The sequence below is a fragment of the Shewanella phaeophyticola genome (assembly GCF_025398315.1).
Classification (GTDB): domain Bacteria; phylum Pseudomonadota; class Gammaproteobacteria; order Enterobacterales; family Shewanellaceae; genus Shewanella; species Shewanella phaeophyticola.
Window position 1 is genome coordinate 1,952,497 of sequence record NZ_JAODOQ010000001.1, and the last position, 23,201, is coordinate 1,975,697.

Consider the following 23,201-nt stretch of genomic DNA (forward strand, 5'->3'; position numbering starts at 1 on the left):
CTCCTGTACTGTCTTGATTTCATTAACGTGTCATTCGTTCAACTGAACATACTTTATTACCATGTGGCTCTACGTGTGGGTCACCACTGGACAAGGACATTTCATGCCTATTATTACATTGCCTGATGGCAGTAAACGTGAGTTTGCCAATCCTGTATCAACCCTCGATGTTGCATTAGACATTGGCTCTGGTTTAGCCAAGGCTTGTATCGCCGGACGTGTTAACGGTGAACTTAAAGATGCAACAGACTTAATCACTGCAGATTCAGAGTTAGCTATCATTACGGCTAAAGACGACGAGGGTGTTGAAATCCTTCGCCATTCTTGTGCGCATTTATTAGGTCACGCGATCAAACAAATGTGGCCTGAAACAAAAATGGCTATTGGCTCTGTTATCGACAACGGTTTTTATTACGACATCGATTTAGAGCACAAGTTAACTCAAGAAGATATTGATGCGCTTGAAAAGCGTATGCAGCAGTTAGCTAAAACCAATTACGACGTGGTAAAAAAAGTGGTCTCTTGGCAACAAGCGCGTGATGCATTCAGTGAGCGCGGTGAAGAATATAAGATTGCCATTTTAGATGAGAACATCAGTAAAGATGCGACTCCTGCACTTTATCATCACGAAGAATATATCGATATGTGTCGTGGCCGCATGTACCTAACATGCGTTTTTGCCAACACTTTAAATTAATGAGTGTGGCGGGTGCCTACTGGCGTGGTAATTCTGACAACAAGATGTTGCAACGTATATACGGAACAGCATGGGCAGACAAAAAGGCACTTAAAACTCACTTAGTGCGTTTAGAAGAAGCTGCCAAACGTGACCATCGTAAAATTGGTAAGCAATTAGACCTATATCATATGCAAGAAGAAGCACCTGGTATGGTATTTTGGCATAACGATGGTTGGAGCTTATTCCTAGAGCTAGAAAAATTTATCCGTCAAAAGCTAGGTCAATACACTTATCAAGAAGTCAAAGGCCATTAATGATGGATCGTTCTTTATGGGAACGTTCTGGCCACTGGGACAAATATGCAGATGCAATGTTCACTACTAGCAGTGAAAGCCGCGAATATGCAATTAAACCAATGAACTGCCCAGGCCACGTACAGATTTTTAACCAAGGGTTAAAGTCTTACCGTGATTTGCCACTACGTATGGCAGAGTTTGGTTGTTGTCACCGTAATGAACCATCGGGCTCATTACACGGTTTAATGCGCGTGCGTGGTTTTACTCAAGATGACGCTCACGTATTTTGTACAGACGAACAAGTACAACAAGAAGTGAGTGCTTGTATCCAAATGGTATATGACACTTACGCCACATTTGGTTTTGAAAACATTGTCGTTAAATTATCAACGCGCCCAGAAAAGCGTATTGGTGATGATGATATGTGGGATCGTGCAGAAGAAGCACTTAAGCAAGCTTTAGCCGCGAATAATATTGAATTTGAAATATTACCAGGCGAAGGCGCGTTTTATAGCTTAAAAATCGAATTTACCTTACACGACTGTTTAGATCGTGCATGGCAATGTGGTACAGTACAGCTCGATTACGCATTACCTTCGCGTTTAGGTGCAACTTATGTCGCTGAAGACAACAGTCGCCAGACGCCAGTAATGATCCATCGTGCTATTTTAGGCTCATTAGAGCGCTTCTTAGGCATTTTGATAGAAGAATACGCAGGTAAATTCCCAACTTGGCTTGCTCCAATGCAAGTCGTTGTGATGAATATTACCGACAAACAAGCTGATTATGTGGAAGATATTGTAAAATTCTTCAAAGATCAGGGTATTCGAGCATCTTTTGACTTGAGGAATGAGAAAATAGGCTTTAAAATACGCGAACACACACTAAGACGTGTGCCTTATTTGTTGGTCGTTGGTGATCAAGAAATGGAAAATAAGGAAGTCGCGGTGCGTACACGTGATGGTGTCGATTTAGGCAAGTTAAAATTAGAAGATTTCGCCTCTATGATACGTCAACAAATTTCGCTCCGTAGTCTCAAATTGTTGGAGGAATAGGTCATAAAGATCAAAAGAACAGCAGGGCGACAGCCAGCCCCTAATAGAATCAATGATGAAATCACTGGTGTACCTGAAGTCCGCTTATCGGGCTTGGACGGTGAAGCAATTGGTATCGTTAGCATTAAAGAAGCTCAGAGTATTGCAGATGAAGCAGGTGTTGATCTCGTAGAGATTAGTCCTAATGCTGAGCCTCCGGTCTGTCGCATAATGGACTACGGTAAGTTCCTTTTTGATAAAGCTAAGGCTCAAAAGGAACAAAAGAAGAAGCAGAAACAGGTTCAGGTTAAGGAAATAAAATTCCGTCCTGGCACTGATGAAAACGACTATCAGGTAAAACTACGCAACCTGATTCGTTTTCTAGAAGATGGGGACAAAGCGAAGATTACGCTGCGTTTCCGTGGTCGCGAAATGGCACACCAAAACCTAGGTATGGATCTTTTGAACCGTATCAAGGCTGATTTGGAAGAGTATGCGGTTGTCGAATCTTTCCCGAAAATGGAAGGTCGTCAAGCAATTATGGTGCTAGCACCTAAAAAGAAATAGTAGGGCAACCTAAAAGTAGCAAAAGTCTCTTGAGGCTTTTGCTCGCCTTACGTTTATTAACGTCCCAATGCGGAGTTTTAGAAATGCCTAAAATGAAAACAGACAAGGGTGTACAAAAGCGTTTTAAGAAAACCGCTAATGGTTTCAAGCGCAAACAAGCACACTTACGTCACATTTTGACCAAGAAGAGCACTAAGCGTAAGCGTCACTTACGTGCTAAATGTTTAGTTGCTAAGTCTGATGTGCCAGCAATTGCACGTCAACTACCATACGCTTAATTAAAGGAGAGATAAACAATGCCTAGAGTTAAGCGTGGTGTAACCGCTCGTGCTCGTCACAAGAAAGTACTTAAACTAGCTAAAGGTTATTATGGCGCTCGTAGCCGTACTTACCGTGTTGCTGTTCAAGCAGTAACAAAAGCTGGTCAATATGCTTACCGTGACCGTCGTCAGAAAAAACGTCAATTCCGTCAATTATGGATTGCACGTATTAATGCGGCTTCACGTCAAAATGGTCTGTCTTACAGCCGTTTCATCAACGGTCTGAAAAAGGCGTCTATCGAAATCGATCGTAAGATTTTGGCTGACATCGCTGTATTCGACAAAGTTGTATTTGCAACTTTAGTTGAAAAAGCAAAAGAAGCATTAACTAAGTAATTAGTGAAACGCTTTGGAAAAAGGAACCTTATGGTTCCTTTTTTTATATCTTCTTTTTGTATAAACCACCTATCAACGCTCAAGTAGCCGAAGTTGCGTCAATATTGCATATATTTATAGCGTTTACGTGATTTAGTTTCAACAATCAAAAAACTCACTACTCAGCTTGCCCATAGAGTGGTATAAATAAGAAAACTTGTCTCATCACCTTACTTAGGATAGTTGTAATGATCTTTTCTCAAGTCACTCTTGCTCCAGCAGACCCCATTTTAGGCTTAACCGATGCGTTCAAAGCCGATACTCGTGCTCATAAAGTCAATTTAGGCGTAGGTATTTACAAAGATGAAGCAGGACAAACCCCTGTGTTGTCATCAGTAAAAAAAGCAGAGGCTATTTTACTGGAGACAGAAAAGAGCAAAAACTACCTAGGTATTGAAGGCGTTCAAGCATATAACCAAGTTGTTCAAGGTTTATTGTTTGGTGAAAACAGTAAAATCATTACCGATAAACGTGCCGCAACAGCACAAGCACCTGGCGGTACTGGTGCATTACGCGTAGCCTCTGAATTTTTAGTGCGTAACACTCAATCAACGACCATTTGGGTGAGCAATCCTACCTGGGCTAATCATAAGAATATTTTTGAAACAGCCGGCTTAACAGTTAAAGAATACCGTTACTATAAAGCTGAAACTCATGATATGGATTTTGAAGCCATGTTAACCGATCTTGAGCAAGCTCAAGCGGGTGACGTCGTTCTCCTTCACGGATGCTGTCATAATCCTACCGGTATTGATTTATCGTTAGCCCAATCGCAACAAGTCGCTCAAGTATGTTTAGCTAAAGAGTTATTACCGTTATTTGATTTTGCTTATCAAGGTTTTGGTGCCGGGATTGATGAAGATGCCCAAGGGTTACGTGCTGTTGCTGCCGTGGTGCCTGAACTGTTAATCGCTAACTCATTTTCAAAAAACTTTGGTTTATACAATGAACGTATTGGCGCAGTTACCGTAGTTGCTGAAGATGAGCAAGCCGCCACGAATAGCTTTAGCCAAATTAAAAAGAATATCCGTGCAAATTACTCTAATCCTCCTGCACATGGCGGATTAATTGTCAGCACTATTTTGTCTGATGCGACATTACGTCAAGAATGGGAAGCTGAATTAACTGAAATGCGTCAACGTATCGCTGAAATGCGCACATTGTTTGTCGACAGTTTAAAAGCCGAAGGTGTTGAGCAAGACTTTAGCTTTATTTCACGTCAAAACGGTATGTTTAGTTTTTCAGGACTGAACAAACAACAAGTCGCTCGTTTAAAAGATGAATTTGCCATTTACATTGTTGGCTCAGGTCGTATTAGCGTTGCAGGCTTAACCAAAAACAATATGCCAGCGGTGTGCAAGGCAATCGCACAAGTACTGTAGTGAATCTTTGATTTGATCAACACAATATAATTAAGGCTGCTACTGCAGCCTTTTTTGTAGGTAATCGTTTTTGTAAGCTTTGGCATAATACACTCATAGGAAAGGTTGTATTATTAACTGCACCTTGGTAAATGCAATGGCGCAAATTGGAAATGACAAACTTCTTCAATAGCATCCGCTAATGCTTGTTTGTCGTGAAGCCCTGGATGATGATCGCTCATTAACGGGAATTGATTAAATCTCACCTCATGACTGTAATGGCTTGCGAGTTGAGGCTTAGTACCATGTTGAATCACATCAGTGATAACATTTTTACCGATAACCTGGTTAAGCCAAACAATTTTATCTTCAATACTAAACGTACTAGCAGGCGAGTATTCTGCAGTCAAATTATCAATTAACACCACATGAGCGTTGGCATTTCGAATACTGATGGCAATTTCGGGTAATAATAACGGTGGCATAACGCTGGTTAAAAAACTACCAGGACCAAGAATGATTAATTGTGCTTGTTCAATGGCTGCGCAGGCTTCTGATGTTGCTTGAACTTCAGGCTCAAGTGTTAATGCTATTGGCGCTTCTTTCATGCCATCAACATTTAACTCACCAAACACTTTATTACCGCAATGGCTCAGTGCCACTAAATGCGTTGAAGCTTCTGACATCGGAATGATTGAAGTTTCAATTTTCAGCAAACCACGGATTAAATTAACGGCTTCAAGCGGACGCACACACAATTGGTCTAAAGCATGTAACACCACATTGCCAAGGTTATGTCCCGCTAATTCATTGTTACCGGTAAAACGATGATCAAACAACATGCTACCTAATGACGGCCTATTAGCGAGATGAGATAGGCAATTACGTAAATCCCCCCAAGCAATAGTTTGTTGATCTTGTCTAAGTCTACCGGTTGACCCCCCATTGTCTGTGGTTGCAACAATACCGGTTAACCGCGAGCCAAGCGACGACAACGAAGCTAATATTCGGCCTAAACCATGTCCGCCACCAATGGCTACCACATGATTAATGTGTGTTAATTTTTTATTCAACATGGGGTATCTCTCAAATCCTTGAGGTGTTTAATGGAAGATGCCATATCTACTATCAATAAGACTCTTTTACGTCGATCAATTTTACCTGTTCCATGTCATTAATGTGTCATTAATTTTATGATTTCGTGAACTTGGGGTTAGCATAGTAAGTAAGGTTATTAGTCGATATTTCAAAACCTTGCGCAATTACTGCATAAACAGTTATTTATGGTTATAATTACTCTGTTATTTTAAAGATTTAGGTAATAGGTAGGTCAATTTGAAGATAGGCAATATAGGTCAAATTACATTTGCGCTAGGGTTAGCAATTTTTGCGTTATTGGCAGTCAGGTTATTTATTATCTCACAAACACCACAAAGCCCTGACAATAACAAACTCGGTCAACTGCAAAATATAGACTTAGGAAAAATGCCAGACTTTGCTAAAATTAATGATATCCCGACTAAAAAGGTCACCTTTTTTAACTATTTGCTACTCGCCATTGAAGCACAAAATCAAATCATCATACATGAACGTCAATTTGTTTTAGCAATACTTGAACAAATTGATAATGGGATTGGATTAAGTTCGACAGATGAGCAACGTTTACAATCCATTGTTGAAAAATACCAATATGATGTGAAATCTTTTACTCGAACTACATTAAGCCCTCTATTGAAACGCATTGATATTATTCCGGTTAACATGGTGCTAGTGCAAGCGGCCAATGAAAGCGGTTGGGGCAGCTCACGCTTTGCGACAGAAGGATTTAACTTTTTTGGACAGTGGTGCTTTACTGAAGGTTGTGGTTTAGTACCAAACTCACGCGATCAAGGTAAAACTCATGAGGTTGCAGTATTCGACTCGCCAAAAGACTCAATTATTGCCTATATGATTAACCTCAACACCCATTCAGCATACAGACTCTTTCGCTCTATTAGGGCGGATTTAAGGGAGCAAAAAATCAAACCGACAGCAGAGAAATTGGTGTTCGGTTTGGTTAATTACTCAGAACGCAAACACGAATACATCGATGAACTTCTTGAAATGCTAAAACATAACAAGCCATACCTAACAGGAACTAAAGCCAATGCGTAGTCGTCCGCTCATTAACGGATTCATTTTACTTTCATCTATTTTAATCACTAGTAACAGTATTGCAGAAACCGTTTCTTTAGAATACGTAGGCTTTTATGATCGCTTAAAGCAAGTGAATAAACAAAATTATCAACTTGTAGAGCTGGCCTTTAGTGTACCTATCACGTCTGACTGCACCATAAAGTCTGGCAGTATCACTACTGAAAAAGCCACTTACCCTCTAACTTACACTAAGCAGCAACGACTGTTTATCCCGTTTGATGCACAGTTAAAGTCTGATCGCGGTTTGGTTAATATTGAAGTTGCGGGTGATGCAAGCCAATGTGCAATAGCGATGCAAGTGCGTGCTCGTGAAACACAACAACACTATACTCAAGCACAATTGTTAGCCCTTAATACTGATATGAATCGTTTATTAGATGGCTTGCAAGGTTTTCCGATGAAGTATTTTAGAAAACCCATTGATGGTATGAGTTTTGATTTTGCTGACTCAAATGCTAGCGTGACAATTGATTGTAAAGAGCAAAAAATTTCTAAAAAGTTTACTCTCGATCTTGAGCAGATTAACCGATTAACGCAGCTTGATTTTAGTACTAAACCCAGTGTCGTTAGCCCATTGGTATTAAACCATTAACGTTAAATTAAGCCCTTGCGAATAAAAAAATGGCGTTGCAATTGCAACGCCATTTTTTTTATTCGCAAGTTTGATTAAGGTTTAAATGTAGCCACAACATCAATTCGGTTGCTGACATCTAAATTAATATGGCCATTATTATTGATATCAACGAAATCAAATGCAGGTAAATCAGCATCAGCCACATCACCATTATTAACGGCATCAGGGTTACGCATGAGTGAGATAAAATCAAACTGCTCACGGTCAACACCTTGAGAAGGCGCGGTATTTTGCATCGCTGTAAAAATAGTTTCTAAACGACCAGGTGCTTGTTTATCCCAAAGCTTAAGCATATTTTTAATTTCGCCACGCTTAAGGTTTTCTTGTGAACCACACAAGTTACACGGAATAATCGGGAACTCTTTAAGATCTGAATAAGCTTCAATGTCTTTTTCACGGCAATACGCTAATGGACGGATCACCATATTGGCACCATCATCAGACAACAACTTAGGTGGCATCGCTTTGAGTTTGCCACCATAAAACATGTTTAAAAACATTGTCTCTATAATGTCATCGCGATGATGACCTAATGCAATTTTGGTCGCACCAATATGCTGAGCAAAACCATATAAGGTACCGCGACGTAATCTTGAACATAATGAACAGGTCGTTTTACCTTCTGGAATTTTTTCTTTAACGATAGAGTAGGTGTCTTTTTCGAGGATATGATATGCCACACCTAACTTATCTAAGTAAGCAGGTAACACATCTTCAGGAAAGCCTGGTTGTTTTTGGTCTAGATTTACCGCAACGATTTCAAATTTAATTGGAGCACGTTGTTGAAGGTTCATTAAAATATCTAGCATAGTGTAACTGTCTTTACCGCCAGACAAGCAACACATAACACGATCGCCATCTTCGATCATATTGAAATCCGCAATCGCCGAACCCACTTCACGCCTTAAACGCTTTTGCAGTTTATTCATGCGAGTAATATTTTTTTAACGAGTGTTTCGACTTCAACGTCAGACATAAAAATGCGCCCAGTAACCAAGTGTTTCAGGGCGCGTATTATTCCAGTAATCGAGGGCAGGGTAAAGGGTTTACCTTACTCTATATCGACTATTCTTCTAAAGGTGATTTATATCCGTCAGGTTTAATCGCTAATAAGTCGCAATTAATACTATCGATGACATGTTCAGCCGTATTACCTATTAATGCAGCTGAAAATCCAGTGCGGCCGACAGTCCCAAGAATCACAAGCTCTGCGTCTAATTTACTGGCCAGCTCAGGAATAACATCTTCAGGTAAACCTTCTTCCACATGGCAATTCTCTAGCGGAATGTTATAAGCCTGAGCAAGATACTGCACGCGTTGCTCATGCTGCATTCTCACGGTATTGTTATAGATATTGGCATCAAAGTCAGGCAGTTCAATTGCTAAATTAACTGGCGTGCCAGGGTAACCATTAACGAGATGAACGTTAGCAGAGAACTTTTTCGCTAAATCGAGGGCATGAGAAATGATTTTGCCATTTAATGTTTGATGATCATCATCTTCGCTGACCACATTTACCGCACAAACAATTTTACCTGCTACCGGCCAATCATGTTCTTTAACCATTAATACTGGTACTGGCGATTTACGCATTAAATGCCAATCAGTAGGCGTGAATATTACGGCTTTAAGCTTGTCATGTTGATGAGTACTTTTAACGATTAAATCAAATTCGCCATTAATCGCAAAATTAATCACACTTTCAAAAGGACGGTTATGCCAAACCACTTCGGTGTTTATGGTGAGGTTTTTACTGCTAAACCCACTAATGGCACTCTCTAACCAAGCGATACGTTGATCAATAACCCCCTGGCGCATAGCTTCACGTTCTTGGCTAGACAGAATTGAAGTCATTTCATAAGAGAAATCGAAGATGGATAAAAATGCTGTGATTTCAGCATTACTTTTAGAGGCAAGTTCTACTGCACGTGCTAATGCAGGTTGATGATCAGTCGTTGGATTAATCACCACCAAAATCTTTTTATAATCCTTCATATAACCTCCAAAGCTGTTGAATTTATTTTATTTTATTTTATTTTAACTAAATATAGTATTACCGTTCCCTAATAAATAAACCATGAGGTAGATCATACAAATTAACTTTAAGTTGCGATACGAGAGCTGCCTGCCAATTGAGCAAGTGCGTTATGATCAACAATGCTGATGTACTTACCATTCACTTCAATTAACCCGCTTTTTTGAAAACGGCCCAGCAAACGGCTGATTGTTTCGACGGTAAGACCGAGATAGTTACCGATGTCGCCACGTGTCATGGTTAATCTAAATTCTTTGTTTGAAAAACCACGGCTGCCAAATCGCTTAGCAAGATTACTGATAAATGCAGCAAGACGTTCTTCCGCATTCTTTTTCGAAAGCAATAGAATCATCTCTTGATCGCTCATGATTTCACTGCTCATTAAGCGCATAATTTGTTGACGTAATTTGGGCATAGTACCGGCGAGGGTATCGAGAGTATCAAATGGGATTTCACATACCATTGATGTTTCGAGCGCTTGAGCAAAACTTTGATGCTGTTGAGCATGTATGCCATCAAACCCAATAACGTCGCCAGCAAGATGAAAACCAGTAATTTGTTCATCACCTTGCTCTGTAATGGTATAGCTTTTAATGATTCCTGAGCGGATTGCGTACAGTGATTTTAAACCATCACCTGATTTAAAGATGAGATCACCTTTTTGAATGGGCTTTTTACGTTCAATAATATTATCTAGTTTATCAAGCTCATCATTATTCAACGTAAAAGGAATACACAAAGATTCCATACTGCAATCGTGGCAATGAATTGCACAACCGCTGGTTGATGGTCGACGAGCTTTATTTAGATCTGAAGTCATACCCAATCTCAGTTGATGTAAACATTAATATAGTAAACCAAATTGCTATTACTAACTAGTTTAGCTGACTAAAAGCAATATAAAGTGTTTGTAAACCAAAGAGCACTAATAGTAAACCACTCAACAGTCTAACCGCTTTCATTTGTACCCAATTAGCGAGTGTTTTAGCCGCTACACCAGCTGCAAGTAAAGCAGGCAATGTGCCAAGGCCAAAGGCAAACATAATCAGGCCACCTTGAAGTGCGCTGCCAGAAGCAACTGACCATGTTAAGGTACTGTAAACTAAGCCGCAGGGTAACCACCCCCAAACCATTCCAGCCAAAAGTGCTTGTCGAGGATGCTTAATGGGTAACACTTTACGCGTTAAAGGTTGTAAATAGCGCCATAAAATTTTGCCCAATTTTTCAATATGGACAATACCAGACCAAATTTGCGCGATGTATAAACCAGTACATATCATCATGATGCCAGCAATAATACGCAATACTAATAAATAGGTATCTGCATCAAATAATTGACCTAGCGCTGATGCACTTGCACCTACAAACGCACCAGCAAGGGTATAACTTGTAATTCGGCCAAGGTTATAACTGAGCAAAAAGGTTAATTGGTTGGCTAATTGATTTGTACCACTGTTAGGTATATTGGCTGAAAATGCACCAATCAGGCCGCCGCACATCCCAAAACAATGGGCTGCGCCCATGAGCCCAACTAAAAAAGCCCCACCAACATTATATTCAATCATAACGATTACTCAGTTTTGGTTGGCTTTTTGTCAGCATTAGCAGATGGTGTTATTTGCTCATCATCGAATAAAATTGACACACTTTGACGGTCTAAATCGTCAAATTGTTCAGATTTAACCGCCCAAAAAAAGATAGCAACGGCAATGAGCACAAACAACATTGCTATAGGGATTAATACATAGATGATACTCATAGCTTTATCCTAAGTAGCCTTAAACTGTTAGACACAACAATCAGTGAGCTAACAGACATGCCAATAGCGGCAAGATAGGGAGCAATATGACTCGTTACCGCTAAAGGTAAAATAATCACGTTATAGGCAAACGCCCATAATAAATTTTGATGAATAATTCGTTGTGCTTGTTTAGCTACTGTAATCGCATCGTTAAAACGTGACAAGTGATCGCCAAGCAATATCAAGTCAGCACTGTTTTTTGCAATAGCACTGCCACTGCCCATCGCGACAGACAGGTTAGCTCCTGCTAAAACAGGCGCGTCATTAATACCATCACCAAACATAGCCACTTTTTTAGTTTGTTGTAATTGATTAATTAATGACAGTTTACCTTGAGGTGACAATCCAGCGTGAACATCTGTAATCCCTAAGGTATTGGCTAAATACTCTACATGACCAGAATTATCACCACTGGCAATACTTAATCCAATCTTAGCTCGAGTTAATTTGTCGACAGTGTGTTTACTGTCTACGCGTAATTGATCGAGCATTTCAATGGTTGCAACTAACTGATTGTCTATTGACATGTAAATCAACTGAGAATGTTGCACATTGTGATCAGATAACGAAGCCTGAGGTAATACAAATTCATGTTTACCTATCCTGACAAGTTGGTTGTCAACGGTAGCTGCAATGCCTAAACCAACGTGATGTTCCATTTCGGTCACGGTATATTGATTATTAAAGTAAGGTTTGAATGTTTGAGCAATTGGATGTAATGAACCTTGTTCAACAGCCGCCGCGAGCGCGAGAACGTTCTCAGGTTGATATCCCTTTGCTAACACAATTTCACCAATCGACAATTGCCCACAAGTTAAGGTGCCGGTTTTATCAAACACCACATGGTTAATTTGTGTGAGTTTTTCAAATACACCGGCTTTACGCGTAATGATACCTAATTGGGTAAAAATAGCCGTTGCACAGGTAACGGCAGTAGGTGTTGCTAATGCGAGGGCACAAGGGCAGGTCGCCACTAAAACCGATAAGGTCACCCAAAATGCATCTTCGGGCGATATAAATTGCCAAACAATATAAGTTACTAATGCTATCGATAAAATTGTTGCAGAAAAATACCTCGCCAGTCTGTCGGCAACCAATGCAATAGCAGGCTTATTATTAGACGCGAGCTCTTGTAAACGGATAATTTCAGCAACAAGTTGATCTTGCCCTAAAGCCGACACCTTAACTTGTAAAGGCTGTTCAACATTGATGGTACCAGCATAAACAGGGTCATTTAATTGTTTGGTTATTGGCATTTGCTCACCAGTGAGCATGGCTTCATTGGCACTCGATTGACCAGACACAACAACGGCATCTGCAGCAATGACCTCACCAGGTTTAACTAAAATCACATCACCAACACGAAGTTGTTTTGCTGCGATTTCAGTCGTTTGACCGTTTTGAATTAAGTGAGCTGTTAGCGGAATAAGTTTATGTAAATTACTCGAGTTAATAGAGGCTTTTTGTCGTGCAGTTTGCTCAAAATAACGCCCAAGCAATAAGAAAAAGGTAAACATAGATACCGATTCAAAGTACACCTCACCATTACCTTGTACCGTAGCAATACAACTGGCAATAAACGCGCCGCCAATGGCAATCGAAACCGACACATCCATATTGAGCTTGCCGCTGAGTAAACTTCGCAGCGCACTAAAATAAAATGGTTGTGCAGAATACAACACCACAGGGGCAGCAAAAATTAAACTGACCCAGCGGAAATAATCCCTAAATTCAACGTCTAAATCTGTAAAGTAACCAGTGTATAAAGCAAGTGCAAACATCATCACTTGCATGGTGGCAAAGCCGGCTAAACCTAAACGCAGTAAAAACTTACGGCTGTCAGCTTTAGACTGTTTTTCTTGTTCATCAACTTGATAGGGTGCCGCTTGATAACCAATTTGGCTTATAAGCTGCAAAATCTCACTTAAATGAATCGTTTTATTATCCCAGCTGACTAAAGCGCGCTGAGTCGTTGAGTTAACCTGGACATTATTGACACCGGCAACGGGTTTTAATTTGTGTTCAATTAACCAAGCACATGCCGCGCAGGTAATGCCGTCAATCGATAATGAGGTTGAATCAATATCACCTTGTTTATGAACAAAGTCTTGTTGAACTTCAGGCAAATCATACGCACTGTATTGCGTTAATTGTTCTGGCACTAATGCCGTTTGGCGATTACCGGGTTCACTGCGAAATTGATAATAACTACTTAAGCCCGCATCCATAATTGCTTGCGAAACGGCCTGGCAACCTGGGCAACACATAGGTTGTGGTTGCCCGTTGATGATTGTCGTGAATTGCGTTCCGGTCGTAACGGGTTCATTACAATGAAAACAGAGTGTCATGGATTAGTTCAGCCAATATTCAACGTCATCTTTAATATCGATACGTTGTTGAATACGCCATTTACCGTCAAAACCTTCAATACGCACTTCCCAAAGCCGCTAATAGCCTCCGTTAACGGAATGCGATAAACATAATTGGCATCTGCCGTGGCTTGTACATTGAAGTCTTTTTCTTCAATAGTAGGGTGATAAAACTTAACGTTTAATGCTGCACGATATTCTGGACCACCTTGTTGGGTGATCAATAGCGATTCGTCATTCACTTTAATTAAGAATTTCATGCCAATTTGTTGTGCGTATTTAATTTTACGCAGGTGCATATTGATGCCTTTGCCTTCTTTATAATATTCATCAGCCACTAATGAGTCAGAGTTATCTAACGCAATTTTTAATGTGGTCAAACTGGCTATCACTGCACACATTGGTAAAACGATTAAAAACCAAGGCCAAAACTGTTTATACCAAGGGAGTTGCTTCGACATAATACTTCCTAAAAACCAATAAAATTAACCGTGCTATTTTAACGCGTAACGGCTTAAGAATCACTTAAAAAAAGGCCTCGATTAAATCGAGGCCTTTTAATGAGTATTGTTAACTATTTGTTTGATAAGCTATAAACATAAGCTGCAATCACATGCACTTTCTCTTCACCGAGAATGTCTTTCCAAGCCGGCATAACACCCGCACGGCCATTAACAATCGATTCAGAAATCACGCCACGGCTTCCGCCATACAACCATACATTATCTGTTAGGTTAGGAGCACCCATGAACTTGTTACCTTTTGCATCCATACCATGACATGCAAAACAACCTTTCATAAATGAACCTTGACCTTGTGCAGCTAAGGCTTCGTCGTGCTCACGACCAGACAGTTTAACGACGTATTCAGCTAGACCTTCAATCTCGCTGTCTTCAATAGGTAAACCACCTTTAGGCGGCATCATACCGTTACGCCCGTTCATTAGCGTGGTTTTAATCGTGGCTAAATCGCCACCATATAACCAATCGCTATCTGTAAGGTTAGGGAAGCCTTTTGAGCCACGAGCATCAGAACCATGACACTGAGCGCAGTTTTGTAAAAACAAACGACCGCCCACTTTCAATGCTTCTTCGTCTTTTACTAACTCTTCTAACGGGGTAGCTAGATAAGCCGCAAAAATAGTGATCATATTTTTCGTCAGCTTGCGCGACTTCACGGTCATACTGTGACAGACGATTTTCAGCTTTAGCAGCTTCTAGTGCTGCCGCTGAGTCAGCTTTAAGCCCTTGTTCAGTACCAATACTTTGGTTAGAACTTGTCCAACCAAACAAACCTTTGTAATTACCAAGGCCTGGGTATAGAGCTAAATAGATCACACCGAATACGATAGTAAGGTAGAACATATAAGCCCACCACTTTGGCAGTGGGTTGTTTAGTTCTTCAATTCCATCAAACTCGTGAGTCCATTGATTTACCTTCTTCAACACCGGTGTAGTTTTTATTCACCACTTTTAGAAGGATAAAACAACCAACAATGACCACAATAGTCAGTACAGAAATCCAAATGCTCCAGAAGTTACTCATAATCATTACTTCTGCTCTCCTGAGTCTTTAGACATTTTTGCCAGTTCATCATCTGAAAATACTAAGTTAGCGGCTTCGTCAAATTTTGACTTGCTGTGCTTACTGTATGCCCAGTAAAAAATACCGACAAAAGTCACCATTACAATAATGGTTAAAATGCCTTGAAAAGTACCGTAATCCATTATTGCCTCCTACTTGAGTGCGTGACCCAAAGATTGCAAATACGCGATTAGTGCTTGTAATTCCGTTTTGCCTTCAACCGCTTTTTGAGCGCCAGCAATCTCTTCGTCGGTGTAAAGATCGCCACCTTTGTAACCGCCTTTGTGCAGATTACGTAGGATAGACATCTTCTCACCAGTTAATTCACCGTCTAGCGTGTTTTCAGCTAACCAAGGGAAAGCAGGCATGTTTGATTGTGGTACCACATCGCGTGGGTTGATTAAATGCACTTCATGCCATTTATCGCTGTAGCGACCACCCACACGAGCAAGATCTGGCTCCAGTACGCTTAGAACCCCATTGGAAAGGGTGATCCCAAACTGATTCACCGGCAACAGAGTAGTGACCATAACGTTCAGTTTCTGCACGTAATGGACGGATCATCTGGCTGTGACAGTTATAACAACCTTCACGCACATAGATATCACGACCTTCAATCTGCAGCGCAGTGTAAGGGATTAACCCTTCAACGGCTTGCGTGGTGTCTTTTTGGAAAATCAGCGGCGTAATTTGCACCAAACCACCAAAACTAATGGCAATCACAGTGAAAATAGCAAGCAGACCCACATTCTTTTCAATTAATTCATGATTAAATTTCATCGAATCTGCTCCTTAAGCTTCTGCTAACGCTGGTAATGATTCTTTAGGCGCTTTCACAGTGCGTAACACGTTATAAGCCATAATCAACATACCGGTTAAGAAGAAACACCCACCAAGAAAGCGGACAAAGTAGAATGGGTAAGATGCTTCTAAACTCTCAACAAAGCTGTACGTTAACGTACCGTCAGAGTTTACTGCACGCCACATAAGGCCTTGCATAACACCAGAAATCCACATACTTACGATGTATAAAACAGTACCGATAGTGGCCAACCAGAAGTGGACATTCACTAGCGAGGTACTATACATACGGCCATGGCCAAATAATACTGGCACTAGGTGATATAGCGAACCAATTGATACCATTGCAACCCAGCCTAGCGCGCCAGAGTGAACGTGACCAACAGTCCAGTCAGTGTAATGAGATAACGCATTTACCGTTTTGATTGCCATCATTGGTAGCCTTCGAAGGTAGACATACCATAGAAAGACAATGAAACAACTAAGAAACGCAACACTGGGTCAGTACGTAGCTTATGCCAGGCACCAGATAAAGTCATAATACCGTTAATCATACCGCCCCAAGATGGCGCGAATAAGATTAATGACATCACCATGCCTAAAGACTGAGTCCAGTCGGGTAGGGCAGTGTAATGTAAGTGGTGAGGATTAGCTCCAAATATATAACGCAATCAATGCCCAAAAGTGAACAATCGATAAACGATAAGAATAAACAGGACGTCCAGCTTGCTTAGGTACGAAGTAATACATCATCCCCAAGAAACCAGCAGTCAGTAAGAAGCCTACAGCATTATGACCGTACCACCACTGAACCATTGCATCGACCGCACCTGAGTACAGTGAATAAGACTTAAACAGACTTACAGGTACTGCCATTGAGTTAACAATGTGCAATACTGCAACAGTGATGATAAAGGCACCAAAGAACCAGTTAGCCACATAAATATGGGAAGTAGTTCGTTTAGCAATTGTGCCAAAGAAAACGATTGCATAGCTGACCCAAATTATCGTAATTGCGATATCAATTGGCCATTCTAATTCTGCATACTCTTTACCTTGGGTGTATCCCATTGGTAAAGTGATTGCAGCAGCAATAATAACTGCCTGCCAACCCCAAAACGTAAATGCGGCTAATTTAGGCGCAAATAGACGGATTTGACAGGTGCGTTGCACAACATAGTAGGATGTAGCGAAAAGGGCTGATGTTCCGAACGCGAAAATCACCGCATTGGTATGTAAAGGTCGTAAACGACTAAACGTTAACCAAGGTGTTTCAAAGTTCAGTTGTGGCCAGATTAACTGAGCCGCAATCAATACACCGACTGCCATACCAACGATTCCCCACAAAACTGTGGTGAGTGCGAATTGGCGAACAATAGTGTAGTTGTAATCAGCGCCTGTAGACTGGGAATGGTTCATCATAATGCTTCCACGGCTTATTACTTTTACTTTTAATATTTAGTAAAGCGAGCTTTACCAGTTAAGTTGACAAATGGTTACAAAACGAACCGTCATGGTTATTTTTACAACAGTTTGTCAAGGTGTTACCTCGTTTTTGTTGTCTCTATCACGAGGCGATGTAATGATACTTGAGCTGAGTCAAAAAAGATACTTAACAACATGACTCAAATTTGATTTAGATCAATATCTCCCAGTTAAAACGTTCAATATTTCACAAAAGGTTAATCGCAGTGCCTAAAATAATCAAAATGGTTTCAGTAGTATTTTTCTTAATGTTTTTAATGGCATGTGATAATAAAAAAATTGCCGAAAATTCCTCATTTCCAATCGACACCACGCTCTGCCAATTTTCTTCAGGCGAATGTTATAAAAAAGTTGCTGATTTAAGCGTAGGTTTAATGATCGATCCCGTGCACACACCAAGTGAAAAACCACTTAATCTTACGCTCAAATTTAGTCAATCGATCACTAATATTTCAGTGAGAGTAGAAGGGCGCGATATGTTTATGGGTGTAATCCCGGTGGCATTATCTGCTATAGAAAACAATCAAGCACACGGCACACTTATATTTGGCTCGTGCAGTAGTGATTACATGGTATGGCGGGTATTTGTCACTTTTGATTACCAGGGGCAACAGCGTACATTAATGTATGACTTTTTAGCTGATAACCCACAACGTTAAAAAGTGAAACAGTCTTAATTCTTTTACTATAAAGAGTAGAGCACAAGAGACATAAGCGACTATTGAGCAAAAGACAACACGTAGTGTTTGTCATATCAAGAGTAAATAACAGTGCTTATTACACTCTTTATGGTGCAAACAAGTTTAGTTTGATTTTAAAGAGTTAGGTAACGGTCTAATTTTTAACATTGTATTATGTCAATAGTCCACAATATCAATACCAAACAGACGTTAAAAGGTGAGTCATTTAGCTCACAAAAATAAACACAGCATTAAAATCTAATTGATAATCATTCTCAATTATGTATTATGAGATATAAGATACATTTGAAAGAGAAGGCGATATGTCTAGAGTCAATGTCACAATCGATACAGCTAAAGTGGCTCAATTAATAAAATCAGGTCACTTGTGTGCAGCAGATTTACAGTGTTTAGACAGAGACAGCAAACAAACCTTGTGGCAATTATGTCTATGGAGTTGCCAACATCGTGTGAATTGTCAAAATACTCAGTGCCAGCATCCGTGTAACGCAGATAAAAACCGACCAAACTCAACCAGCAAGCCAATTTCGATATTAAACTATGTAGAGTCATAAACGTCTAATCAATTGATGCCGATAAATAACGTTATCGGCATCAGTCATAAAACGCTATAATAGTCATTAAAACAATAACCTAAACTATATTGTATTCGCCATGACAACCGAACAATTGCCTCCAGTATTACCACTTTTTGACGCTGCAGAATATGTATTGCAAGGTAATCCGACTGTAAATCAATACATAACACGTATATCTATCAGTAAAGTAACAGACGCAGGCCTTATTATAGAGCATTGTGCCGACTGGTTATTTGAACAAAAACAATCAGAAAACAACTACAAAGCATACCGAAGCGAACTCACCACATTTTTACATTGGTGTTTTGACGTAGTCGCTTTATCGCCAATTGCCGTCACACGTAAAGACATTGCAAAGTACATTGATTATTGCCAATCGCCACCAAACCACTTAATCGGATATTTCAACGTTGCACAATTTAAACTCGACAAAGCCAGTGGTGAACGTCAGCCAAACCCACAATGGCGACCATTTATTGGTAAAAAACAACTCGGCAAATGCCTGCCATATCAATTAAGCGATAATGCACTTAAAACCAAAATAGCAATATTATCATCTTTTTATGGGTACTTAATTAGCGAAGAATACACTGAACGTAATCCAGCACAGCTTTGGTTAAAACACAGTAGATTTGCCATTAAGCGTAAATTCACCCTAGACGAAGACAATAATCACCACGCATTTACAGAGTTACAATGGTCTTATATTGTCAGTACTGTAAAGCAATTAGCACAAACGCAACCAGAGCAACATCAACGTAGTTTATTTTTAATTACACTATTATATAGCTGCTATTTGCGTATATCAGAGATCAGCGCGCGTGCAGGTTATGCACCCATGATGAGTCAGTTTCGGCAAGATCCGCATTCCAGAGTGTGGTATTTTCATGTGCCATATTCTAAAAGTGGCAAAGCACGTAACATTGCCATATCCAAAGTATTATTAACCAGCTTAATTGAATACCGTCGATATCTAGGGTTAAATGATTTACCAGGCATCAACGATCAACAGCCAATATTTGTTCGTCATAAAGCTGCTGCACACGGCCGAGAATCCGGAGTCATTAACGCCAACCTAGGCATTAGGCAAATACGAGACGAAATAGACAAGTTAATAAACCTGGCTGCCGACAACGCCGCAAAGGATGGTTTTGAACATGACAGTCAACTCATGAGAAAACTCACCGCACATAATATTCGTCACACAGGCATTACACACGATATCAACATCAACCGTCGGCCATTGTCACATGTACAAGCAGATGCAGGCCATGAAAGCATCGACACCACGTCACAGTATTTACACACCACACAAACAGAACGTCATCAAAGTGCGGCAAATAAACCCTTAAATCATCTTGCTGAGATTGAATAATTGGCTGGCATTAGTGGTAAAAAATAAAAGCGTGCAATGTCAGCACGATTTTAAATGCTGAATTGACCACTAAAATGCCTTATTGCTTTAAACATACAGTTAGTAGATAGCCCGAATCACTAACACAGTCTCACTAGCAATGTGAATATCATCCTATTGAACATAAATCCAGATATGCGCACAATGTATATTATGTTAAATACATTATTTATGTTTTGTTGGTTAATCACCTTTTTGTGTTGTTTCTCATACCTAGGGTCTGTTGATCTTTCAAGGTTATTTTTGCAGCGAATTGTTGGCCATTAATACAAGGCAGAGACTTTGAGGTGTAGTTATTCTACATAAAAAGTCGATAACGCAGTAAAAATGGCCAACAAACGCTGCCCGAAGGGTTCGGCTAAAAACGTTTTATTCTTTGTTGAATGATTCTTCGCAAATAAAGAGTTGCTTAGATGACTAGGCATCAATCCATCGCCCCGATTAACACGTTTTTAACTCGAACAAAATTCAACCAGCAAAGATCAACAGACCCTAGTGATGTAATTTTGAAATTGGTGAAACGAATGTTTTGTAATCACCAAAGCCAGAATTTTTCTAAGCTAGACAACTGAGCTTTTAACTCTGCCTCATGAGCATATCCTTGCTTATAGATTTTCTTCACTCTCTCAAACCATGCATAGACTAATTCATTCATTTCATTTTCAACTCACTTAATAACATCTTAAATTCTGACGGACAAATTGTCCAACTACCGCTAATTTCTTTTCCTTTAGATATGATTTTGCTGCATTAGTCGTAATTTCAATTTGTTTTTGTTGAGTTCAATCAACGCTATCGCAACAATACTGACATTTATGTCCAACTCGATTTCAAGGTTGACAAAAAAGACATAGATTACCTAAGTACTTCTAAATGAATAACAAAGTCATAACACGTTGGGTGGTCATTAAAGTAAATGGATGGAGATTAAAATGGCGATGATTAAAAAACACAAAGTTGCAATTGCAGTGTGCAGCCTCATGACATGTCAATTAGCAATTGCAGCAGATCAGAGTGATGTATTTTCTTTAGGTGAAATTGTTGTATCAGCACAGACAGGTGTTAGAGATATAACAATTCATAACACCATGACAGAAGACCAAATTGAACTTGTCGGTGCAAAAACGGCAGCTGATGCATTAGATTATATTCCCGGAGTTCATACAGCTCAGTCTAGCAAGGGTGAAAAATTCATAACCATTCAAGGGTTTGAACAAGATAAAATCTTAGTTCTTCTTGATGGTGTCCCCTATTACGAAACCAATTACGGTCAGTTAGATTTAAACCAAATTCCAGCAAGCATTATCGCCAAAATTGAAGTGACTAAAGGTGCATCATCGGTACTGTATGGCTTCAAATGGAATGGGTGGCGTTGTGAATATTGTTACCAAAAAAGGTCAAGATGGCATTAGTGGTGACCTTGAAGCATCATTAGGCCAAATGGGGCAAAATAATGAATCGGCCTCAATTAGTCTTGGTAAAAATGGTTTTAGCTTATTTGCAACCGTAAATCACCGTGGTCGTGACTCCATGAGAATGTCTAACGACTATGAACCTGTACTTTCAGACATAAAAGATAAGTATGGCGACTTACCGAAACAGATGATCGTAGAAGATGGCGACAAACGCGAAAATTCATCTTATGACTCCACAAATATCTGGGTACGTGGTGGGTATGCTAACGAAAATAGCGAAATTTTTGCCAGTGTGTTCAATCTTGATACCGAAAGAGACTTACCTTACAACACCCGTTATAACAAAGTTTTCAGCGACTTCAGTAGTTTTGCCAACATTTCTGAATATAAAGATACCGGGGTAGATTTAAGTGGTCTTCATCGTATTAATGATTCACTCACTCTACGCGCATTAGCCTATTATCATATCCATGATGACAGCTATGATTCTTATGATACACCTGAACAATACGTAAAATTGGCGGTAAGTAGTTATAGTGATTATACCGGTGGTGGAGCTGTTTTTGCCGATATGAACTTAACTGATTGGAATAACTTAAGCGTATCAGTTAACTATAAAAATGATGTCCATAAGAAAAAAAATGTCGCTTATGTTGACCCTGATGAATCTCACGGTTATGAACGTTCTCAATTAGATACTATTAGTTTTGCGGCCGAAGATACCATGACATTTGGAGCGTTCAATGTTGTTGCAGGGATTGCATGGCATAAACAAACTGTTGGTGAAGACAGCGGTATCGATGCAGACACAGATGATGATGATTCTGATACGTTTGATCCTAGCTTAGGTATGAGTTACACCTTTGATAACGCTGGGCTTGTTTATGGTTCAATCGCACAAAAAACTCGTTTCGCTACTTTTTCGGAAATGTATGATGATACCGGTGCTCGTCATGATCTAAAACCTGAACGCAATACCAGTTATACATTAGGTTGGAAAAATGATCTTGCTTATACTTGGTTAAACAACATCGATATTGGTCTATTTTATCATGATATTAGCGATAAAATTGTAGAAGTGTACATAACAGATCCAACCGATCCAGACTCGGAGCTTGAAGTTAATCAAAATGTGGGCACATCTAAGTTTTACGGTATCGAATTAAGCACGCTAAGCCAGTTATCAGAAAATATCAGTTTATCATTCGATTACAGTTATACTCACGCTCGCAATGAAAGTGAAGATCGTGAGTCTGACTACTTCCGTGATATCCCTAAAGATTCATTTACCGCGATGTTAAATTGGCATCAACCCACGTTAGACATTAATAGTAATTTACGTGTTCGTTACCGTACGGATATTTTAATTGATGTTGATTCAGATGAATGGGAAAGCGATACATTAACCATCGATATGGGCGTTAAGAAAGCATTTACACCGCAATTTTCTGCATATGTAAACCTCAATAACGTTTTAGATGAGTCGCACTACGAAGGATACGGCCAACCAAATGAAGGTCGTTCTTATGAAGTCGGCGTTAAATATCGTTTTTAAG

General features: G+C 39.9%; 18 protein-coding genes and 5 pseudogenes. 11 read left to right on the forward strand and 12 right to left on the reverse strand.

Annotation, left to right across the window (positions count from 1 at the left end; genetic code table 11):
• Nucleotides 1-103 precede the first annotated feature (103 nt).
• From thrS to N4T56_RS09110, 5 genes and pseudogenes are all read left to right on the forward strand, one after another.
• Nucleotides 104-2,030 (forward strand): annotated as a pseudogene (gene thrS / locus N4T56_RS09090) (threonine--tRNA ligase).
• Nucleotides 2,031-2,033: 3 nt separating this feature from the next.
• Nucleotides 2,034-2,576 carry a translation initiation factor IF-3 gene (gene infC, locus N4T56_RS09095; protein WP_261734785.1) on the forward strand — a complete coding sequence of 181 codons (543 nt, stop codon included), beginning with the start codon at nucleotides 2,034-2,036 and terminating at the stop codon, nucleotides 2,574-2,576.
• A gap of 83 nt (nucleotides 2,577-2,659) precedes the next feature.
• Complete coding sequence (rpmI, locus tag N4T56_RS09100; RefSeq protein ID WP_011865828.1) at nucleotides 2,660-2,854, forward strand: 50S ribosomal protein L35; 195 nt, start codon at nucleotides 2,660-2,662, stop codon at nucleotides 2,852-2,854.
• Between the two features lie 18 nt (nucleotides 2,855-2,872).
• Nucleotides 2,873-3,232 (forward strand): 50S ribosomal protein L20, encoded by a 360-nt coding sequence (gene rplT / locus N4T56_RS09105; RefSeq protein ID WP_011637486.1) that lies wholly within the window; start codon nucleotides 2,873-2,875, stop codon nucleotides 3,230-3,232.
• Between the two features lie 227 nt (nucleotides 3,233-3,459).
• Entirely contained in the window at nucleotides 3,460-4,653 is a 1,194-nt protein-coding gene (locus tag N4T56_RS09110; RefSeq protein ID WP_261732996.1) for an amino acid aminotransferase, read from the forward strand.
• A gap of 113 nt (nucleotides 4,654-4,766) precedes the next feature.
• Here the strand turns inward: N4T56_RS09110 and yvcK are convergent, their stop codons facing one another.
• Nucleotides 4,767-5,708 carry a uridine diphosphate-N-acetylglucosamine-binding protein YvcK gene (gene yvcK / locus N4T56_RS09115; RefSeq protein WP_261732997.1) on the reverse strand — a complete coding sequence of 314 codons (942 nt, stop codon included), beginning with the start codon at nucleotides 5,706-5,708 and terminating at the stop codon, nucleotides 4,767-4,769.
• A gap of 259 nt (nucleotides 5,709-5,967) precedes the next feature.
• On the opposite strand from yvcK, the gene N4T56_RS09120 reads away from it, so the two are divergent.
• Together N4T56_RS09120 and N4T56_RS09125 are read left to right on the forward strand one after the other, a co-directional pair.
• A complete protein-coding gene (locus tag N4T56_RS09120) occupies nucleotides 5,968-6,786 on the forward strand; it encodes a glucosaminidase domain-containing protein (protein WP_261732998.1) in 819 nt (272 codons plus the stop codon).
• Nucleotides 6,779-7,420 carry a DUF2987 domain-containing protein gene (locus tag N4T56_RS09125; RefSeq protein WP_261732999.1) on the forward strand — a complete coding sequence of 214 codons (642 nt, stop codon included), beginning with the start codon at nucleotides 6,779-6,781 and terminating at the stop codon, nucleotides 7,418-7,420. Before N4T56_RS09120 ends, N4T56_RS09125 begins: the two co-directional genes overlap by 8 nt.
• A gap of 74 nt (nucleotides 7,421-7,494) precedes the next feature.
• Here the strand turns inward: N4T56_RS09125 and ttcA are convergent, their stop codons facing one another.
• From ttcA to ccoN, 11 genes and pseudogenes are all read right to left on the reverse strand, one after another.
• Nucleotides 7,495-8,391: a tRNA 2-thiocytidine(32) synthetase TtcA gene (gene ttcA, locus N4T56_RS09130; RefSeq protein WP_261733000.1), complete on the reverse strand. Its 897-nt coding sequence runs from the start codon at nucleotides 8,389-8,391 to the stop codon at nucleotides 7,495-7,497.
• Between the two features lie 136 nt (nucleotides 8,392-8,527).
• Nucleotides 8,528-9,457: a universal stress protein UspE gene (uspE, locus tag N4T56_RS09135; RefSeq protein ID WP_261733001.1), complete on the reverse strand. Its 930-nt coding sequence runs from the start codon at nucleotides 9,455-9,457 to the stop codon at nucleotides 8,528-8,530.
• A 107-nt stretch (nucleotides 9,458-9,564) separates the two neighbouring features.
• Nucleotides 9,565-10,317: an electron transport transcriptional regulator EtrA gene (gene etrA / locus N4T56_RS09140; protein ID WP_261733002.1), complete on the reverse strand. Its 753-nt coding sequence runs from the start codon at nucleotides 10,315-10,317 to the stop codon at nucleotides 9,565-9,567.
• Between the two features lie 55 nt (nucleotides 10,318-10,372).
• A complete protein-coding gene (locus tag N4T56_RS09145; RefSeq protein WP_261733003.1) occupies nucleotides 10,373-11,062 on the reverse strand; it encodes a sulfite exporter TauE/SafE family protein in 690 nt (229 codons plus the stop codon).
• 5 nt (nucleotides 11,063-11,067) lie between these two features.
• Entirely contained in the window at nucleotides 11,068-11,256 is a 189-nt protein-coding gene (gene ccoS, locus N4T56_RS09150; protein ID WP_238103747.1) for a cbb3-type cytochrome oxidase assembly protein CcoS, read from the reverse strand.
• Entirely contained in the window at nucleotides 11,253-13,646 is a 2,394-nt protein-coding gene (locus N4T56_RS09155; protein ID WP_261733004.1) for a heavy metal translocating P-type ATPase, read from the reverse strand. The genes ccoS and N4T56_RS09155 overlap by 4 nt, the downstream gene beginning before the upstream one ends.
• Before the next feature lie 3 nt (nucleotides 13,647-13,649).
• Nucleotides 13,650-14,128: pseudogene (locus tag N4T56_RS09160) on the reverse strand (FixH family protein).
• A 113-nt stretch (nucleotides 14,129-14,241) separates the two neighbouring features.
• Nucleotides 14,242-15,212 (reverse strand): annotated as a pseudogene (gene ccoP, locus N4T56_RS09165) (cytochrome-c oxidase, cbb3-type subunit III).
• 5 nt (nucleotides 15,213-15,217) lie between these two features.
• Nucleotides 15,218-15,394, reverse strand: a complete 177-nt coding sequence (locus N4T56_RS09170) for a cbb3-type cytochrome oxidase subunit 3 (protein ID WP_188921498.1) — start codon at nucleotides 15,392-15,394, stop codon at nucleotides 15,218-15,220.
• Nucleotides 15,395-15,403: 9 nt separating this feature from the next.
• Nucleotides 15,404-16,031: pseudogene (gene ccoO, locus N4T56_RS09175) on the reverse strand (cytochrome-c oxidase, cbb3-type subunit II).
• Between the two features lie 12 nt (nucleotides 16,032-16,043).
• Nucleotides 16,044-17,474 (reverse strand): annotated as a pseudogene (ccoN, locus tag N4T56_RS09180) (cytochrome-c oxidase, cbb3-type subunit I).
• Between the two features lie 269 nt (nucleotides 17,475-17,743).
• Between ccoN and N4T56_RS09185 the strand changes: the two are divergent.
• The 4 genes from N4T56_RS09185 to N4T56_RS09200 all read left to right on the forward strand — a co-directional run bounded on the left by N4T56_RS09185 (nucleotide 17,744) and on the right by N4T56_RS09200 (nucleotide 23,200).
• Nucleotides 17,744-18,196: a hypothetical protein gene (locus tag N4T56_RS09185; protein WP_261733005.1), complete on the forward strand. Its 453-nt coding sequence runs from the start codon at nucleotides 17,744-17,746 to the stop codon at nucleotides 18,194-18,196.
• Nucleotides 18,197-18,892: 696 nt separating this feature from the next.
• On the forward strand, nucleotides 18,893-20,191 hold the full coding sequence (locus tag N4T56_RS09190) for a tyrosine-type recombinase/integrase (protein ID WP_261733006.1): 1,299 nt from the start codon (nucleotides 18,893-18,895) through the stop codon (nucleotides 20,189-20,191).
• A 971-nt stretch (nucleotides 20,192-21,162) separates the two neighbouring features.
• Nucleotides 21,163-21,642, forward strand: coding sequence for a TonB-dependent receptor plug domain-containing protein (locus N4T56_RS09195; RefSeq protein ID WP_261733007.1), 480 nt, complete (start codon nucleotides 21,163-21,165; stop codon nucleotides 21,640-21,642).
• Nucleotides 21,605-23,200, forward strand: coding sequence for a TonB-dependent receptor (locus N4T56_RS09200; RefSeq protein WP_261733008.1), 1,596 nt, complete (start codon nucleotides 21,605-21,607; stop codon nucleotides 23,198-23,200). The genes N4T56_RS09195 and N4T56_RS09200 overlap by 38 nt, the downstream gene beginning before the upstream one ends.
• The last annotated feature ends 1 nt before the right edge of the window (nucleotide 23,201 follow it).

Excerpts from the sequence above, each read along its gene's own strand:
- rpmI (WP_011865828.1), top strand. The coding sequence starts at position 2,660 with ATGCCTAAAATGAAAACAGACAAGGGTGTACAAAAGCGTTTTAAGAAA.
- rplT (WP_011637486.1), top strand. The coding sequence starts at position 2,873 with ATGCCTAGAGTTAAGCGTGGTGTAACCGCTCGTGCTCGTCACAAGAAA.
- N4T56_RS09110 (WP_261732996.1), top strand. The coding sequence starts at position 3,460 with ATGATCTTTTCTCAAGTCACTCTTGCTCCAGCAGACCCCATTTTAGGC.
- yvcK (WP_261732997.1), bottom strand. The coding sequence starts at position 5,708 with ATGTTGAATAAAAAATTAACACACATTAATCATGTGGTAGCCATTGGT.
- N4T56_RS09125 (WP_261732999.1), top strand. The coding sequence starts at position 6,779 with ATGCGTAGTCGTCCGCTCATTAACGGATTCATTTTACTTTCATCTATT.
- ttcA (WP_261733000.1), bottom strand. The coding sequence starts at position 8,391 with ATGAATAAACTGCAAAAGCGTTTAAGGCGTGAAGTGGGTTCGGCGATT.
- uspE (WP_261733001.1), bottom strand. The coding sequence starts at position 9,457 with ATGAAGGATTATAAAAAGATTTTGGTGGTGATTAATCCAACGACTGAT.
- etrA (WP_261733002.1), bottom strand. The coding sequence starts at position 10,317 with ATGACTTCAGATCTAAATAAAGCTCGTCGACCATCAACCAGCGGTTGT.
- N4T56_RS09145 (WP_261733003.1), bottom strand. The coding sequence starts at position 11,062 with ATGATTGAATATAATGTTGGTGGGGCTTTTTTAGTTGGGCTCATGGGC.
- ccoS (WP_238103747.1), bottom strand. The coding sequence starts at position 11,256 with ATGAGTATCATCTATGTATTAATCCCTATAGCAATGTTGTTTGTGCTC.
- N4T56_RS09155 (WP_261733004.1), bottom strand. The coding sequence starts at position 13,646 with ATGACACTCTGTTTTCATTGTAATGAACCCGTTACGACCGGAACGCAA.
- N4T56_RS09170 (WP_188921498.1), bottom strand. The coding sequence starts at position 15,394 with ATGGATTACGGTACTTTTCAAGGCATTTTAACCATTATTGTAATGGTG.
- N4T56_RS09190 (WP_261733006.1), top strand. The coding sequence starts at position 18,893 with ATGACAACCGAACAATTGCCTCCAGTATTACCACTTTTTGACGCTGCA.
- N4T56_RS09195 (WP_261733007.1), top strand. The coding sequence starts at position 21,163 with ATGGCGATGATTAAAAAACACAAAGTTGCAATTGCAGTGTGCAGCCTC.